Below are 17,414 nucleotides of genomic sequence, written 5' to 3' on the forward strand. Positions count from 1 at the left end.
AAATTTAATGAACGAAAAGAAATTATGAAATTGGAATCACGCGTCCCGTTTCTGCCATAGTTCGGTGGGAAATGGAAATTACGGTACGGTTTTTGGAAACCCTTTGCAATGCATTTAATACCATTTTTTCCGTCTCTGCATCAAGGTTTGCGGTAATCTCATCGAGGAGCAGAATTTCAGGCTCCGCTGCGGCTGCACGGGCAATCGAGAGGAGCTGCCACTGACCCTGTGAGAAGAGATCCTGTGTACAGATCGTATCATATTGGTCCGGAAGCGCCTCGATGGTCTTTGCAAGTCCGGTCAGCTCTGCTGCTTTTTTTACATCTGTATCCGAAATCTTTGCATCATACAAAGTAATCTGGTCTTTTACCGATCCCGGCACCATGTGGAACGACTGCTCCACATAGCCGAAAACCTTTCGTTTTTTTGCATCCGGCAGATCGACAGATGGAACACCCCAAATCAGAACCATTCCTTTCTGTGGTTCATATAAACCGAGCAGCAGTTTGAAAATAGTACTCTTTCCGGCACCCGTTCGTCCCAAAAGTGTTACCTGCTCGCCTTTTTTGATCTGCAGACTTACATCGTTTAAGATGACCTGGCTTTCGTCATATCCAAACGTCACATTTTTTAGCTCAGCCGCTATGCCGTAATCTGTATTTTCAGTCAGCGCAGCCGGCTCTTTCTTCTCTTCCAGGCTGTAAAATTCATTGATTCTTTCCATACCGGCAAACGCAGACTGAATTGTCTGGATTTCCATACCAAGACTTTCGACCGGAGCAAAGATCTGGGAAATATAGTTTATAACAGCAACGGCGGTTCCGGCGGACATGCCGAACAGCTTTAAAACGGTCGGATTGCCGGAGGCCGAAAGCAGCATGACAACAGCAACAACAATGGCATTTAAAATCAGGATGACCGGAGAATAGACGGCATCGTAAAAATTGGTCTTCTCCATTGCGCTGTAGCTGTCATCAATATAGTGCGCATACTGCTGCTCCATATACGTCTCTTTCTGCAGACAGTGAATGGTACGGATGTTGTGCAGCGTCTCTGGAACGTGACCCGAAGCACGGCTGACTGCACGGCGGTTGGCAATCTGGGAGGCCAGCATGTTTTTCTGAACATAACGGGTAAAGAGGAACAGAACAGGGAGTAAAATAATCAGAACAATCGTAAGTCCACGATTAGTCACCCAGATGACGGCAAGAATGCTTAAGATTTTGCACGCATCGGCAAACATACTGATGATCCCGGAGGTAAACAGGTTTTCCACTGTGTCGATGTCACCGACAAATCTTGATACGAGAGCGCCCGGCTCCTGGCGGTTCAGCTCGTTGGCGGAAAGGCGTCCGAACTTTTCCATCAGACTGCTTCGGAGTGCATGTGTAATTTTCTGGCCGAATACCGTCAGAAGACTCTCTCGTGCCGACTCCAGAAGACCCGTCAGGGCAAGAAGTCCGAAATACAGCAGAATTCCTTCCATCCAGAGGGTATGCTTCTTTGTCAAAAGGTCAATCAGCTGTGCCAGCACAAGAGGCGGGAGCAGTGCGAAAATAACCGCACCGCAGACGACTCCCAAAAGTGCGGCTGATAAAACGCCGTGTTTTCGAACGGTTTCTTTGATTACCCGCAATACAGATTCTTTCTTTCGCATCAAAAGCTGCCTCCCTTCGTCTGGTTGCTGCAGAGCTCTGCGTAGGACGGAACCGTTGCAAGGAGTTCCTCATGTGTGCCGACCTTCGTATGGCACTCATCCATCCAGATGACCTGATCCATCTGGTCGAACAGATAGAGGCGATGGGAAATGAGGATTATAATAGAGTCTTTTGCCAGCTCCTTTAAATTTAAAAAAATTTGTGCCTCCGTCTCTTTGTCGAGTGCCGAAAACGGATCGTCGAGAACCAGAACCGGCCGTTTGTGGTACAGGGTTCGCGCAAGGGCAAGGCGCTGCGCCTGACCACCGGAGAGGCGGATACCGCCCGTTCCGACCAGAGTATGGATTCCGTTTTCCATTGCTTTCACTTCATCTTCCAGGCAGACGACTCGGATCATCTCCTCTGCGCCCTCTTTTCCCCCGAGACGGATATTCTCTTCCACGCTTCCATGGAACAGCTCCGGGTCATGGCCAAGATAACCGACCATGCGGTTCCGGTCTGCTTTTTCCATTTTTCCAAGTTCTTTTCCGCCGAAGGTGATGCTTCCCTCATACGGCGACTCGCAGAGAAAAGTCTTTCCAAGCGTTGACTTTCCGCATGCGACAGGTCCCGTTACACCGATGATCTGGCCAGGAGCCGCCTGAAACGACAGGTCATGGATGATCTCTTTTCCGTTTGGATAGGCAAAATGCAGGTGATCGACGTTAAGCTCTGCAGGTGCTGCGGCCGGAAACTCCGGTTCGGCTTTCGAATTTTGCAACAGAGGTTTGATTCGTTTCCAGGAAACCTGCGCTTTATGTACCGCATTAAAAAGCTTTGCTGCGCTCGATGATTTGGTGGCAAGCTTCGTGTAGCAGGACAAAAATGTGGTAAATACAGCAATGGTCCACGGTGTCCAACCCTCATGCAGGACGTTTCTGCCTCCAAAATACAGGATAAACAGAATGCTCGTCATCGAGATCATACGGTAAATCGGCGGCATAGCTGTGTTCCAGATATTGGCGCGCACAGCGGCAGATTCGTAAGCCGAAAGATTCTCCTCATAAGCGGCCTTTCTGTCCTCCTCACAGCCAAAGACACGATACGTGATGGCATTTGTCGCACGGTCCAGGGTTGCAGCACTTAATGCACCCGACTGTACCTTATAGGCAGCGCCCGTTTTCTGTACCATGACCTTCATCTTTTCGGCAATCACGTAGGAAATGGGTGGAAAAATCATGCAGAGAAGAGCCAGGCGCCAGTCGTACCAGAGCAGCATACACGCATAGGCGAGAAGAGCAACACCGGTATCAAAGATTTCCGTTGTAAATTTCCGCATTCCTTCTACGCAATCGTCTACATCGAGAATGGCCTTCGTCAGTACATTTCCGGTACCTTCCGCTTCCAGCTCCAAACGGCTTTTGCGAACCAGCGTTCCGTAAAGAATCTGCTTCATATGCCGGTTGACGTTGTTGGCAAATCTTCTGACATAGAACCGTTTGAAATAGCGGGAAACCTGCACAATGCCAATACTCACGACATAGGCCGTGACCAGCATCAGCATCTGGTGGAAGGTTCCTGTGCCGCCGAGGAGATCAACCAGCTTTCCTGTCATTTTTCCCTCAAACCAGGGGCCTGCAAGAAGTCCCAGATTATAGATGAGACCGGAAACCGTAACAAAAAAGAGAATTTTCCATTCTTCCTGAAAGTAAGAGAGCATCCGGTTCGGGCGAAAGGTTTCATCCTTCATCGCTGCTGCCTCCTTCTGCTGTTGCTTTTATTGTTTTATCTGCTTTTTCACTTAAAATTTTTGAAAGTTCCGCAAAATGATTCTGCCGTTCTCTCTTCGATTTCCAGTACAGCTTGTCCAGTGTTTCGCAGAAGCTTTCTGCCTCCTTTTCCGGAAGCTCCAAAAGCAGCCATTCATAAAAAACCGTTTCAATTTCTGCTTTGGAATTTTTCAAAGTTTCTGCTTTTTCCGTAGCATACAGAAGCTGGCTTCTGCCGTCCCACGGATTCGGTTTCCGGATCAGATATCCCTTTGCCTCAAGGCTTGCAGCGCGTCTTGCAGCGGCTCCTTTATCAATCTTTAACTGTTCGCGCACTTCCGTCTGCGTGATGCCCGGATGATGGCGCACCAGATGGATAAAGTCAAATTCTGCTGTGCCGATGCCCTCTTCTTTCATTGCCTGAACCGTAAATTTCCCGGCTTCCCGCGCTATTTTTGTTATTTTCCGTTCTGTTGGATCCATTTTTCTGTTCCTCCTGTCCATTCTCAATCTGTTTCAAATAGATGCATATACAACTAATTAGATGATAGTACAACTAATCGAAATTGTCAATCTATAGATCTTCTGGTTGACGAAGTATCGTCCGAACTTTATAATAGAAGTATTCGGCTGTTAAAAACAGTCAGTCTATCAATAAGGAGATGTATCTTATATGGAAAAGAAACATACGCGCGGCAGCTTTACCGGATCGATCGGCTTCGTGCTTGCTGCCGCAGGAAGCGCGGTTGGACTGGGAAATATCTGGCGTTTCCCTTATCTTGCCGCAAAAGACGGAGGCGGAACCTTTATTTTAGTTTATATCGTACTGGCTCTGACCTTTGGATTTACCCTGCTGACAACTGATATTGCCATCGGAAGAAAAACCGGACAAAGTCCGCTTGTCGCTTACGGTAAAATTCACCCGGGCTGGAACGGTCTTGGCCTTCTCGCCAGTATCGTGCCGGTTGTCATCCTGCCTTACTACTGCTCCATTGGCGGCTGGGTATTAAAATACCTGTCTGTGTTTCTCACCGGACATGGCACTGCTGCTGCCGAGGATGGTTACTTTACCGGCTATATTACCGGTACATGGCAGCCGATTGTGTGGTTGGGAATCTATCTTTTTCTTACCGCATTCGTTGTATATCGTGGTGTCAATAAGGGAATTGAAAACTACAGCAAAATTCTGATGCCGATCCTTCTGATTTTAATCATCGGAATTTCTGTTTTTTCTCTGACCCTGACCCATACCGACGCAGACGGTGTCGTCCGTACGGGACTGCAGGGTATGAAAATTTATCTTGTTCCAAATTTTAAAGGAATGACGCCGCAGAAATTTTTCACCGTCTTTGTCGATGCACTCGGACAGCTTTTCTTTTCGATCAGCGTTGCGATGGGTATCATGGTTGCCTACGGTTCCTACGTAAAAAAAGAAACAAACCTGATGAAATCGATCAACCAGATCGAAATTTTCGACACCATTGTTGCGCTGCTCGCCGGTTTGATGATCGTTCCTGCCGTATTTACCTTTATGGGGACAGAGGGTATGTCTGCCGGCCCTGGTCTGATGTTTGTCTCCCTGCCGAAGGTCTTTCAGTCCATGGGAGCAGCAGGCGGCGTAATCGGAACCATTTTCTTTCTTATGGTCTCCTTTGCAGCCATTACATCTTCCGTATCGGTCATGGAATCCATTGTTTCCTGTATGATCGACAAATTTCACATCAGCAGAAAGAAAAGCACGGTTATTGTAACCGTTTATGCATGTCTCGTCGGTATCATCGTATGCCTCGGCTACAATGCGCTTTATTTTGAACTGAAGCTTCCAAATGGCGCAACGGCTCAGATCCTGGATGTCATGGATTTCATCAGCAATAACCTTCTGATGCCGCTTGTCGCACTTCTCTCCTGTATTCTGATCGGATGGGTTGTAAAGCCGCAGGTCATCATCGATGAGGTGACTCTGGGAGGATATAAGTTCGGTCGAAAGAGGCTGTATATCGTCATGGTGAAGTTTATTGCACCCGTGCTCCTTGCCGCACTGCTGCTGCAGTCGTTCGGTATTTTAAACGTCTGATCACTGCGATACCAGATTGCTATGTGCTTTGCACTCACGCAATCTTCAAAAACATTCGTAATCCGCTCATTTTCCTTCGAAAAATGGCTCCTTACTTATGTTTTTGGCGAGGCAAGAGATCAAAAAAGCATGTTTTCCGGTGGCTTTTCCAGAAAACATGCTTTTTTTGTGCCTGTCTGCACATATTTCTAACAGGTGAAACCCTTACATCCTGCGAATTAACGTTCCATTTACACCAAGTATCTCTCCATCAAATTCCCGGGCAAAAAGTACTTCCCCGTCTCCTTTTACTTTTATCTCCTCATCCGATGCGTTGAGCAGAACTTCGATTTTATTTCCCTCTTCGTCTAGTTTAATATACTCTACACACCGATCATTTTCATAACCATTCGGAAAATGGAAATGCAGGCTTCTGCACACTTTTTCATTTCTTCGAAGCATGATCAGTTTCCGCATCGTTGCAATTTTTTTCTGATTCTCTTCGCTTTCAATTTCACTCCAAGGCATACATCTTCTGCAGTCCGGATCATGAGCGCCTTCCATTGCAATCTCCGTTCCATAATAAATACAGGGGCTTCCCGGAAGCGTAAAAAGGATTGCAAGCTGCTGGTAGAACTTGTCCAGATCGTGAAAACGGTTCATCAGCCTCTCGGTATCGTGGGAATCCAGGAGATTAAAAAGTACATCGTTATTCTGCTGCATATACATGGTATAGCAACGGTTTACCATATATTCAAATTCTTCTTTTTTCATTGTTTTATCAAGAAAGAAATCATGGATTCCACTCAGCAGCGGGTAGTTCATGACAGAATCATATTCATCTCCCTGCAGCCACTGGCTTGCATCATGCCAGATTTCCCCCAGAAGATAAATATCCGGCTTTATCGTTTTTAAATGCTCCCTTATCCGCTTTAAGAACCTGTGCGACACTTCGTTTCCTACATCGAAACGAATTCCGTCGATATCAAACTCCCGTACCCAGTCCTCACAGATTTTACAGAAATACTGTATCACCTCTTCGTTGTTTGTGTTCAGCTTTGGCATCCCGTCTGTAAATGCAAAGGAATAGAACCGTCGGTCTCTGGTGTCTCCCCTTTTTTGAACCTGTTCCCAGTCCTCTACCATAAACCAGTCCGCATAACGAGACTCTTTTCCATGCTCCAGGATATCTATCCACGGCTCAAATTTTCTTCCACTATGATTAAACACTGCATCTACCATAATGCGGATTCCTTTTTCATGTGCTTCTTTGCAAAGCGCTTTCATTGTATCCGCATCGCCAAAAAACGGATCTATTTTTGTATAATCGGTCGTGTCATATTTGTGGTTGGACTCTGCTTTCATGATCGGATTCAGATAAATACCGGTAATCCCAAGTTCCTGCAGATACGATAATCTCTGACGGATCCCTTCCAGGTTTCCTCCGAATTTTTCTTCGTTTGTTACGGTTCCGTGATTTCTCCAGGGTGTGATATCATCTCCGTTTTTTTCCGGTGTCCCGTTGCGGAACCGATCCGGGAAAATCTGATACCAGATCGTTTCGTTTACCCATGCCGGTGTGCGATTGATATCTGCCGGGTTCATCCAGGGTACAATAAAGCACTGCTGCATACGGCCATCCATCCGGAGCTGTTCTTCTGTCAGGAAACCATCCTCAAAATAATACCAGACTTCCTTTTCCGTCCGCAGCTCGAAATAATATTTGCATCTTTTGTATTCCGGAAGAAGCGTTGTTGTCCACCAGATCTGATAAGGCAGACGTTTTTTATATATCATTTCCTCTCTTTTTCCGATCCACTTTTCTTTTCCGCCCAAAATTCCGGCTTCATAAGGATCTCCGTAATGGATAAAAACCTGTTTTACATCATATCCTGTCTTGATATTGACAATCAGTCTGTCCTCATCCAGGGCATAACTCATCTGTTCTGAAGTTTTATGGTATACACCGCTAAATTCCATCTCATTTTCCTCCCGTATAGCTCTAAAGCTGTTTTTTGCATCCTTGTAAGAAACACGATCACTTTTTGTTTCGCATTGTTTCGTAACTTTACTATAAGCCTTTTTTATTTCTTCGTCAATCAATTTCCATTTTTCCCTGCGCTTTCGTAAAATTCAGATAATTTTCAGGATGATTTTTGTGCAGGATGCTTTCTTTTTTCGAAACTTAGCGAAACATTTCTTTTTCACGGTATGGATTGCTTTTTATCTTATGTTTTTATATAATGATACGGGGGCAAAAGGTTTTTTGACCCCTTTGATACCAGATTGCTACGTGCTTTGCACTCCCGCAATCTTCATATAATAGCGTTAAAAGAACTCCATCATGATAGCTGGGAGTTTACATTTTTTGTTTTGTGAAAGGATTGCCGATTATGACTACCATTCAGGATATTGCTGATAAAATGGGAGTTTCCAAGAGCACGGTATCCAAAGCGCTCAATGACGCGCCTGATATCAGCGATGCTTTACGGAAACAGGTTTTGGAAACTGCCGTAGCTCTGGGTTATACGAAGCTGCGGCGTTATAAGAAACCAACGAAAAAAGTCTGTATTATAATAGAAAAAGAAAATATGCGGTATCAGGAACCGCATCATTTTGCCTATGATATCCTGGTGGGTTTTCGTCAGATGGCAGAACCAGCAGGCTTTGATGTTGAAATTGTGCCTGTTGATATTAAGACCCAAAGAAACCAGCATTATGATGTTTTTATGCTGGAGCATGATTATATAGGAGCTTTTGTGGTCGGCTTTTCCCTGAGCGATCCCTGGATTCAAGACTTTAAAATCAGCCGCACACCGGCTGTTCTTTTCGACAACTATATAGTAGGGAATCCTTCCACCGCTTATGTAGGTATTGATAATGAGGAGGGAATGGAGCTTGCCGTCTCTTATCTTGCCGGACTTGGACACCGGAAGATCGCCTATCTGAGCAGCTCCCTCGGTGCCCGGGTTCTCCAGGCACGCCATGCTGCCTTTCTCCGTTCCATGCACCAGCATGGACTGAAGACTTCTCCTGCTGCGATCGGCTGTTCTTATTATCTGTCAGAATGTATGGAAAAGCATCTTCCCCGTTTTCTGGAAAACGGAATCACTGCTATTATTTGCAACCAGGATACCCTTGCTAGTGCAACGCTCACGCAATGTCAGCAGCTGGGATTCCAGATTCCTGATGATATCAGCATTATCGGATTTGATGATCTGCCGATTGCTGCTTGTACGTCACCGCCCCTTACAACCATCAGACAAGATCGGCTGGAGCTCGGAAAAAGTGGATTTTTTGCATTGTCAAGTCTTCTCAATCACATCCCAATCAGTACGTATTTGTTGCATGCACAGCTGATTCAGCGGGAATCGACAGGAAAGGTTCCTTCATAAATTCATCTCATCAACAATATTTGCCGGTTTTGCAGTCATTTCTACCCATGCTGGTATAAAACCGCTTTTAACAGCGTTTCTTACAGATCTGACATTAGACCAGGCGGTACAGTAAAAAGGTACTTTTTCCCTGTTTATGATCTCTTTTGTAAGTCTGCTTGTCAGTGCAGAGGCAATCCCCTGTCGTCTGTATTCCGGCAAGACATCCACACCGATCTGCCACATATCGTCGCAATCGGCAGAACAGGCGGCAAGTCCCACCAGCGTACTTCCATCATATGCGCCGACGCCAAGTACATCCAGATTCTTCCGATCTTCGCAAAGCGCATTGCTCCATTCCGGTCGATACAAATCCGCAAAATCTTCCTGTGTCAATACTCGTGTCTCATAGGCGCAGGAAAGAGTCGGTATCCGGCTGATGTCCGGCAGATAGTATTCTGCCATGAAACATATTTTGTGCCCTTTTTCAGTTAAACGTTCATTCAGCCAATGCATGTTTGGTGTCTCAAAACAGTGGTAAAATTCGAATTTGTCTACATACGCAGATACCAGATCCATAGTCTCCGGTATGGAAGCCGCCATGATATTACTTCCATAGGAAACCAGATTGCAGGTAATAGGCTCTTTCAAATATTTGCGGGCCTTCTTTCCTAAATTTATGGGAACAACAACATTTTTGTCCGCCTTGAGATCTTCCACACGGCACCCCATATCTTCCGCAGACTGCCTCATGGCAATCTCCATCATTTCACGATTCGTCATATGCTTTTCTCCTTTATGAGTTTGTAATAGAAACTGCTGGGCATCAGAGAAGCTCATTCCCTGCAGTTATTTCTGTGGATCAATTTATGATTATTCCTGGCTCTTTTTCATCTCTGCCTCAAATGTGTTTTCCGTCGTATGCGCCCGCAGAATATGAAGCAGCACTCCCGCCGCCCGCTCCATTGCAGCCGGATCGATAGAGGAATAGTTCATGACATACGTATTTTCCTGCTTTATTGCCTCCGCCGCATCCGCGTAATAGCCGGAGAGCGGCTTTAATTTCACACCACGGGATTTCGCCTGCGTGACAATCGACTCTTCTTTCAAATCCGTGCGAAGATGCATCAGAAAATGAACGCCGGCTTCTTCTTCCTCGATGGTCACATAATCACCGAGCGGCTTCTTTTCAAGCGCCCGTAAAATCAGATCTCGTTTGTTCTGATAATAGTTCCGCAGCCGGTTGATATGTTTTTCGAAACTGCCGTTCTCAATAAACTCTGCCAGTGTGTACTGCTCAAAGTTGGAAACGGTGCAGGAATAAAACGACAGCTCGCGGTAAAATTTCTCTGCCAGTGTCTGCGGCAGCACCATATAGCTGATCCGTACCGTGGAGGCAAGTGTTTTCGTAAACGTATTCATATAGATGACCTTGTCCGATACATCGATGCTCTGCAGCGTTGGAAACGGCTTTCCGCCGAGACGCAGCTCACTGTCGTAATCGTCCTCAATGATATAGTGATGATCCGATTTTGCCGCCCAGCCGAGCAGTTCATAACGGCGGCTGACCGGCATGACTGTCCCGGTTGGAAAGTGATGGGACGGGGATGTATGAATAATATCAACCGATCTTTTTTCCAGCTCCTGCACCGAAACACCGTTCTGATCGAGCGGCACTGGCTCGTACCGTACCTTCATGCTCTCATAAATCCGCGCAATTTTGTGATACCCGGGATCCTCTACTCCATAAACAAGATCGTTTCCGAGAAGCTGAATCAGAAGGTTATGCAGATACTCCGTTCCTGCGCCGACAATAATCTGCTCCGGCAGCACCTGCATTCCACGAAACTCTCGCAGATATTTTGCAATCGCACTGCGCAGCTTTAAAATCCCGGCGCACGGGGAATTGATCATGAGCTGGATCCGGTTGTCATTCAGGACAGCACGCACCGTCCGCGTCCAGATTGTAAACGGAAAAATCTCGCTGTCCGTCTGGTTACTGGAAAAATCCGCAAAATAGGAAGTCTCCCCGTTTGCTACCTGCAGGATCTCTTTTGGCACCGCATCCCGCATGGAATCCTCAATTTCCAGATCAGCCGCATAGAATCCGCGCTTTGGCATGGAATACAGATAGCCTTCCGCAACAAGCTGCGCATAGGCATTCTCGACGGTAATGACGCTGATACCCAGATTTTTCGCGAACGTCCGTTTCGACGGCAGCTTCTCTCCAGGGCGGATATTTCCCAGCAATATGTCATTTTTGATACATTTATATAAATATTCATACAGGGAATCTGACCCTATATTGGAAAAATTATACGTCAGCATCCGACCGCTCTCCTCTCATCTGACCTTACTGAATATATTTGTTTTGGCAATTTTTTTATAGTCACTTTACCAGTATACTGTGAGGCAGAGCAAAAGTAAAGCCAAAACAGAAACTAAAATTTTTCAGACACGGAGGAACTTATTATGACAGCAGCAAATGAGAGATACAAACTGAACAAAGAACTGGCACAGATGTTAAAGGGTGGCGTGATCATGGACGTTACCACTCCGGAGCAGGCGCATATTGCCGAGGAAGCTGGTGCCTGTGCCGTTATGGCACTGGAGCGGATTCCTGCAGACATCCGTGCAGCCGGCGGCGTTTCCCGTATGAGTGATCCGAAGATGATCAGCGGCATTCAGGAAGCCGTTTCCATTCCGGTTATGGCAAAATGCCGCATCGGCCACTTTGTAGAGGCACAGGTTCTTGAAGCCATCGAAATCGACTACATCGACGAGAGTGAGGTTCTCTCCCCGGCGGATGATGTCTACCATATTAACAAACGAAATTTCAAAGTACCGTTTGTCTGCGGTGCAAAAGATCTCGGCGAGGCACTCCGCCGGATCAACGAGGGAGCGTCTATGATCCGTACCAAAGGTGAGCCGGGAACCGGCGATATCGTACAGGCGGTCCGCCATATGAGAAAAATGAACAGCGAAATTCAGAAACTGACCTCAATGCGTGAGGATGAGCTGTTTGAGGCAGCCAAGGTCCTGCAGGTTCCGTACGATCTTGTTCAGTATGTTCATGATAACGGCCGTCTCCCGGTTGTCAACTTTGCAGCCGGCGGTGTGGCAACTCCTGCCGATGCAGCGCTGATGATGCAGCTTGGAGCAGAGGGTGTTTTTGTTGGTTCCGGTATCTTCAAATCCGGCAACCCGGCAAAACGTGCGGCTTCCATCGTAAAAGCCGTTACCAACTACACCGATGCGAAACTGATCGCAGAACTCTCCGCTGATCTCGGCGAGGCTATGGTCGGCATCAACGAGCAGGAAATCGCCTTACTGATGGCAGAAAGAGGAAAATAATGAAAATTGGAGTGCTTGCACTGCAGGGTGCGTTTGCAGAACATGAAAAAGTATTAGAGCAGCTTGGCGCCGAATGCATCGAACTGCGTCAGGCCCGCGATCTTGCCGAGCCTTACGATGCACTTGTACTACCGGGCGGCGAGAGTACCGTTCAGGGAAAGCTTTTAAAAGAGCTTGGCATGTTCGATATCATGAAAAGCCAGATTGAAAACGGCATGCCGGTCCTCGCAACCTGCGCCGGTGCGATTCTTCTGGCCGAAACGATCGACGGACAGATCAAGGGACAGCCGGAACAGTATTTCGGCACGATTCCGATGTGCATCAGGCGGAATGCCTACGGCCGCCAGTTAGGCAGCTTCCACACAGAAGCACCGGTTGCGGGCATCGGAACAGTGCCGATGACGTTTATCCGTGCGCCGTATATTGCATCTGTGGGGAACGGCGTGGAAGTGCTCGCGGTTGTGGAAGAGCGGATTGTCGGTGTAAAATATAAAAACCAGATGGCCTTCTCCTTCCATCCAGAACTCGACCCGGATATGAGGATTCATAAGACATTTCTTTCGATGATCAGCAACGTATAAAGCAAAAGACTGTGCAAATCATAAATTCATTTGCACAGTCTTTTGCTCTGTTTTCGTACCGCAATGCAGCCTCACTGAATATCTTCCTTCTAACAACGTCAGGAGCTTTTGTATTATTCCGGGCAAAGTACAAATCGGCTTCGCCAGATATTTTCTTTTCCGTCAGCTTCCCATTGAATCAGAAACACAGTTTCCATTTTTCCTTGATGATCTCTATGAATGCATGGAATAATTTGAATCTTTTCCGGAGAAACACCATCTATTTTCAGAGTTCCCCTGTCACCGATTCGAATCCGGTCTTTTTCCCGACTTACGTTCTGCCGTGTGACAAGATTTTCCGTGAAGCCATTATCCAAAGGAGCGGTCTTCAGGCAATCTTTGATCTGAAGTTCACCGGTTTCCCTGCAAAAAACAGCAGTCCGTATCAGTTTTTTCCTGCTTTCTTTCTCATATGCCCCAGCAAAGGAAATCGAAATTTCTCCTGTCTCGGAGTAATTCACTGCATCGGCACGATATGTTTCCCCTTTGCACTGTTCCTTTCCATCCAAAATCGGAACGCTATGGCCACGTGAACTACAGCAGAGTACGGAATATCGTTCGGGGCCAAAATATGCTTTCGTGTATTCTCCGGCTCCAAGATCACTGATAATTTCTTCTTCCCCGATAAAATACAGAAAGCTGCCGACATCGTTATGATTGTGCGGCTCCCCGTTGTTTCCACCTTTGATTGCGAATGCGGTCTGATGCTTTCCAGTTGCAATTGCCCATTCGGCATCCGCCAGATAAGTAAACGTGCCGGAACATACCCGTTCCTCTGCAGCATTCTCGGAACCGTCCGACCTGCTTTTTAACACATTCAGATATTGCTTCGTCCAGATCCAGTCCCTATATGCGGCATTCCAGCGATAACACGGATCTTCCCCAAAATGCATTGCCCGTACCAGCGGCGGGATTTTAACATTTGGATCCAGCATTGCAAAATGGCAGGTAAGTCCCATCCGGTAACGGCTTTTGCTGTCTCCGTCAGAAAAGCTTAACGTATTTCCGCCCGGGAAATAGCATTTCTGCTGAAATTCCATGATTTTCCGCTGCTTTTTTCCATCCAGCAAGTCAGTTTTCCCGCCCGTTTTTTCTTTCAGAAGTTCCGCGAACATGGAAAAATAACTCATTCCATATTCCCAATAGCCAAGACCTTCCATGCAGGCGCCGTCCTCGCCGAAGCTCGCAAGAAAGCAGGAAAGATCCCGGGTCACGCGCGTCAAGATCTGTTCACAGTTTTGATTGATACTCTCGATGCTTTCCGCATTCGGAAAAAGAACAGGAAAAAGCTCAGATGCATAGCAGGCGGCTGCTCCTACGGATCCACAGCAAACAGCATTCCAGTTACTTTTACTCGTTTCCCACCAGAATGCACCGTTTTCCTGTATAAGAAACGGCTGCAACACTCTCCTGCTGCTTTCCTTCCAGATCCGACACAGTAACTCCGGCCGCAGATCGTTTCGAAGTAGAAACGCAATTTCCAGAAGTGACTGTGCAGTCTCGCACGCAAAAAGATCCAATGTAATCTTCCACTTTTCATCCTTTTTCCGGTTCACATGTGCCGGCAGCGCCCAGCAAGTTTCCGCACAAATCTGCTCCAGAACCCATTCCAGGCCGGAAAGATCCATAGAAATGTCCCTCTCTTTTGCAAACAATGCATTGAACGCAAAAGCAACGAGGTATTTCCGGCGTCCAAAGTAAGCTTCTTCATACCGCAGCCGGTTCCCCGTCTTTTCAAACAGAGAAAAAAGCTCCTCTGTCAAAACAGGGAAATCCAAAAGAGAAAGCGTTTCGGCTTCTCTTGAAAGCTCTGTTTCATATTAGAAAAGATACTGCTGCAATTCTTGTTCTGTTCTTCCGTTCATATATTTTTTCTCCGTAAACCTAGACAATCACTTCCATCATTTTTCCGGCTTCGTCAAACTCCAGCGGGGCCACGCAGGTTTCCCGGTGGAATCCCTTTCCCTCCGGATACTGCGCAAGCGGTGTGCCAAAACGATGGTAAGCAATCCAGTATGCATCTTTTCCAGGCACCTTACAGATGCTGTGATGACCCGTTCCAAGAACACCTTTTTGCACATCTTTCTGAAGAATCGTCTTTTCAAACCGAACCGGTCCGTACAGGGAATCGGACGTTCCATAGTTTACATGATAATTTTCACTTCCTGTATCATCACAGGACCAGGTAAAATGGTAAATTTCATCCCGCTTCAGAACCGTAACCGCCTCACGGAAATCGTACAGTCCTTCCAGATTTTTCATCGTCTCCGGAACAATATGCATCATATCCGGTGTCAGTTTTGCAATGGCCGCATAACCATTTCCAAACAGGAGATATGTTTCGCCGTTTTCCTGATAGATCGACGGATCAATCGTCTGACTCATCTGGATCTGATACGTTTCCATCATTTCCATGGTGATCATGGGTTCTGCTGCAGGCACAAACGTTCCCTCCGGATAATCAGATACTGCTGCTCCAATGCAGGATTTGCCATCAACACGCTTTCCACAGAAATAGTAGTAATACTTTCCATCTTTTTCTGCAATGCACGGCGCCCAGGCACTTCCTACCGCCCACGGAACATCTCCATCTGCCATGTCGAAAATATCAGCAGCCTTCTGAAATTTTCTCAGATCCTTCGATGCAAAAACAGAAAATTTCGTACCGGACCAGTCGGTAAAGCCATCCGTTGTCGGATACAGGTAATACGTTCCGTCAAAACAGGCAAGATCCGGATCTGCAAAGAGCCCTTCTACGACCGGCTTTTTGTGATCAAAAAATCGTTCCAGCAAGGCAAGCTCCTCGTCAGTAACTGCAAGAACGCCACCGTGGCGTTTTTTTGTTTTTCCAAGAGCATATTCCTTTTCCTTTAAAATACGGAATTTTCCCGAAGAAAGATCATCCGTTAAAAGAGGAAGATATCCTTTTCCCTCCGCAAACTGATCCGCAATCAGACACCATGTCTTCTGATCCGGTAGCAGATAACATTCCGGTCCTTCTACGCCAAACAGCGAAGAAAGTGTTTCTGATGGGATCTCCTGAAAATTGCCCGTCAGGGAGTCACAGGACTCCAACAGCAGACATTTATTCGTCTCATCCTTGGAAATCCGATAGTATACACCTTCTGATTCTACCATCGTTGTATCAATCACATGTTCTTTCCGCTCCATGTAAATAAATGGCTCGGAAAAACTTTGAAAATCAGATGTCCAGGATGCATAGATCCGCTGTTTGGCTTCCGTATCACCGGAAAGTTTTACCATAGATGCCCAGAAAACCAGAAACTGCTCTCTTTTTGAGTCATAGATTCCTTCCGGTGCCCAGACGCATCCGGCTCCCGGAACACCTATGGTACTGGCACGCTCCGCACTCCAGTGAACCAGATCCTTCGATTCCCAGACAATCAGATCACGGCTTCCGCGATATTGTGCCGTATCCCAGCCTTCTCCTGCTTCGATCCGTAAATCGGTTGCTATCAGATAAAATTTCTTCTGCTTTGGATCACGCAGCAGAAACGGATCGCGAACACCTTGCATTCCAAGATGAGAATATAAGACTGGCTGTCCGTCATTCAGATCCTCCCAGTGAAGTCCATCCCTGCTGATGGAAAAATAAATCTGTTCTCCATCCTTTTGTTCTCCGGTAAAATGTACAAATAAATAGCCTGCCATATTTTGTTCTCCTTATCTGCTTTTCATATAGTTCATAGGTGTCATTCCAGTCATTTTTTTAAAGACTTTACTGAAATAACTTTCATCGGAAAATCCGACTTTTTCGCTGACCTGCGAAATTTTAAGCGAAGTTGTACCAAGAAGCTCCTTGGCATGGGAAATTCTGACTTCCGTCAGGTACTGAAAAATCGTTTTTCCTGTTGTCTGACGAAAAATCCGATTTAGATAATCAAAGTTTCCACCAAGCTGCTCTTCAATCAATACTCCGGAAATTGGCTCGCGATAGCAGTTATTCAGATAATCCAAAAGATCATATATTTTCCGGTAGCTTCCGACCACTCCGGTTTTTTCCTGGGCAAGCGATGTTACAAACTGTCTGGAAACCAAAATCATCATCTCCAAAATCTGACAGGCACACAAATTGTAATAACCTTCCATACGATTTTTCTGACAGGTAATTCCATCATTGATTTTCTGCAGAATTTCAGAATAAGAAGAAGTGTCGGAAAGATGCATATATTTGGGCAACGCAAGAAGCGAAAGACTGACGCGTTCCTGTCCGGAAAGGGTACAGGAATCACTTTGCATGGACTGCGTTCTCTTTCTTAAAATTATCTCAGTTGTCTGCTCATTTGTCATCTTGTTTTTTTTTATGGATTTCTGATGGAAATGAATATAATGGTATTCACAATGTGTTGCTCTTTCCCCCACATGTATTTTATCCGGATCCAGAATTAAAAAATCCCCCGGTGTTAAATGATACCGTACACCATCCTCCAAAAGAAACATCTCACCCTGACGCACCAGATAAATAATGTATTCCAACGGCATTCTTCTTTTATGAATATACGGCGGTTCAATCACCGCCGTATCTGCCAGGCTAATTTCCGGTAGTTGACTGCTGTCATACTGATAATAAATGTTTTCCTTCATTC

Annotated in this window: 13 protein-coding genes; 4 read left to right on the top strand and 9 right to left on the bottom strand. The window is 46.3% G+C overall.

The features are described from left to right. Positions 1-22: 22 nt before the first annotated feature. Genes DWX00_RS00565 through DWX00_RS00575 form a run of 3 tightly spaced genes read right to left on the bottom strand, consistent with a single transcriptional unit; the run spans position 23 to position 3,889 of the window. Positions 23-1,657 carry an ABC transporter ATP-binding protein gene (locus tag DWX00_RS00565; protein WP_117812797.1) on the bottom strand — a complete coding sequence of 545 codons (1,635 nt, stop codon included), beginning with the start codon at positions 1,655-1,657 and terminating at the stop codon, positions 23-25. After that, a complete protein-coding gene (locus DWX00_RS00570) occupies positions 1,657-3,387 on the bottom strand; it encodes an ABC transporter ATP-binding protein (RefSeq protein WP_117812798.1) in 1,731 nt (576 codons plus the stop codon). Before DWX00_RS00570 ends, DWX00_RS00565 begins: the two co-directional genes overlap by 1 nt. Beyond that, complete coding sequence (locus tag DWX00_RS00575; protein WP_022461532.1) at positions 3,377-3,889, bottom strand: MarR family winged helix-turn-helix transcriptional regulator; 513 nt, start codon at positions 3,887-3,889, stop codon at positions 3,377-3,379. The genes DWX00_RS00570 and DWX00_RS00575 overlap by 11 nt, the downstream gene beginning before the upstream one ends. A gap of 190 nt (positions 3,890-4,079) precedes the next feature. Between DWX00_RS00575 and DWX00_RS00580 the strand changes: the two genes are divergently transcribed. Further along, positions 4,080-5,480: a sodium-dependent transporter gene (locus tag DWX00_RS00580; protein WP_118594444.1), complete on the top strand. Its 1,401-nt coding sequence runs from the start codon at positions 4,080-4,082 to the stop codon at positions 5,478-5,480. Positions 5,481-5,684: 204 nt separating this feature from the next. Here the strand turns inward: DWX00_RS00580 and DWX00_RS00585 are convergent, their stop codons facing one another. Beyond that, complete coding sequence (locus tag DWX00_RS00585) at positions 5,685-7,439, bottom strand: glycoside hydrolase family 13 protein (RefSeq protein ID WP_118594445.1); 1,755 nt, start codon at positions 7,437-7,439, stop codon at positions 5,685-5,687. Positions 7,440-7,852: 413 nt separating this feature from the next. Here DWX00_RS00585 and DWX00_RS00590 point away from each other — a divergent pair, with 413 nt between their 5' ends. Then, positions 7,853-8,854: a LacI family DNA-binding transcriptional regulator gene (locus DWX00_RS00590; RefSeq protein WP_117804963.1), complete on the top strand. Its 1,002-nt coding sequence runs from the start codon at positions 7,853-7,855 to the stop codon at positions 8,852-8,854. On the opposite strand, the gene DWX00_RS00595 is transcribed toward DWX00_RS00590, so the two are convergent. Next, on the bottom strand, positions 8,849-9,616 hold the full coding sequence (locus DWX00_RS00595; RefSeq protein ID WP_118594446.1) for a GNAT family N-acetyltransferase: 768 nt from the start codon (positions 9,614-9,616) through the stop codon (positions 8,849-8,851). The genes DWX00_RS00590 and DWX00_RS00595 overlap by 6 nt on opposite strands. A gap of 90 nt (positions 9,617-9,706) precedes the next feature. Further along, positions 9,707-11,161 carry a MocR-like pyridoxine biosynthesis transcription factor PdxR gene (gene pdxR, locus DWX00_RS00600; RefSeq protein WP_118594447.1) on the bottom strand — a complete coding sequence of 485 codons (1,455 nt, stop codon included), beginning with the start codon at positions 11,159-11,161 and terminating at the stop codon, positions 9,707-9,709. Between the two features lie 144 nt (positions 11,162-11,305). Here pdxR and pdxS point away from each other — a divergent pair, with 144 nt between their 5' ends. Both pdxS and pdxT read left to right on the top strand, forming a co-directional pair. After that, positions 11,306-12,187 (top strand): pyridoxal 5'-phosphate synthase lyase subunit PdxS, encoded by an 882-nt coding sequence (gene pdxS / locus DWX00_RS00605; protein WP_118594448.1) that lies wholly within the window; start codon positions 11,306-11,308, stop codon positions 12,185-12,187. Then, positions 12,187-12,768 (top strand): pyridoxal 5'-phosphate synthase glutaminase subunit PdxT, encoded by a 582-nt coding sequence (gene pdxT, locus DWX00_RS00610; protein WP_118594449.1) that lies wholly within the window; start codon positions 12,187-12,189, stop codon positions 12,766-12,768. Before pdxS ends, pdxT begins: the two co-directional genes overlap by 1 nt. A gap of 113 nt (positions 12,769-12,881) precedes the next feature. Here pdxT and DWX00_RS00615 read toward each other — a convergent pair whose 3' ends face one another. The 3 genes from DWX00_RS00615 to DWX00_RS00625 all read right to left on the bottom strand — a co-directional run bounded on the left by DWX00_RS00615 (position 12,882) and on the right by DWX00_RS00625 (position 17,412). Then, positions 12,882-14,570 (bottom strand): heparinase II/III domain-containing protein, encoded by a 1,689-nt coding sequence (locus DWX00_RS00615; protein ID WP_117804958.1) that lies wholly within the window; start codon positions 14,568-14,570, stop codon positions 12,882-12,884. Between the two features lie 121 nt (positions 14,571-14,691). Next, complete coding sequence (locus tag DWX00_RS19960) at positions 14,692-16,479, bottom strand: family 43 glycosylhydrolase (protein WP_118594450.1); 1,788 nt, start codon at positions 16,477-16,479, stop codon at positions 14,692-14,694. 12 nt (positions 16,480-16,491) lie between these two features. Continuing rightward, a complete protein-coding gene (locus DWX00_RS00625) occupies positions 16,492-17,412 on the bottom strand; it encodes an AraC family transcriptional regulator (protein ID WP_158565001.1) in 921 nt (306 codons plus the stop codon). Positions 17,413-17,414 lie beyond the last annotated feature (2 nt).

It is taken from the genome of Blautia sp. AF17-9LB (genome assembly GCF_003479185.1).
Lineage (GTDB): Bacteria > Bacillota > Clostridia > Lachnospirales > Lachnospiraceae > Fusicatenibacter > Fusicatenibacter saccharivorans.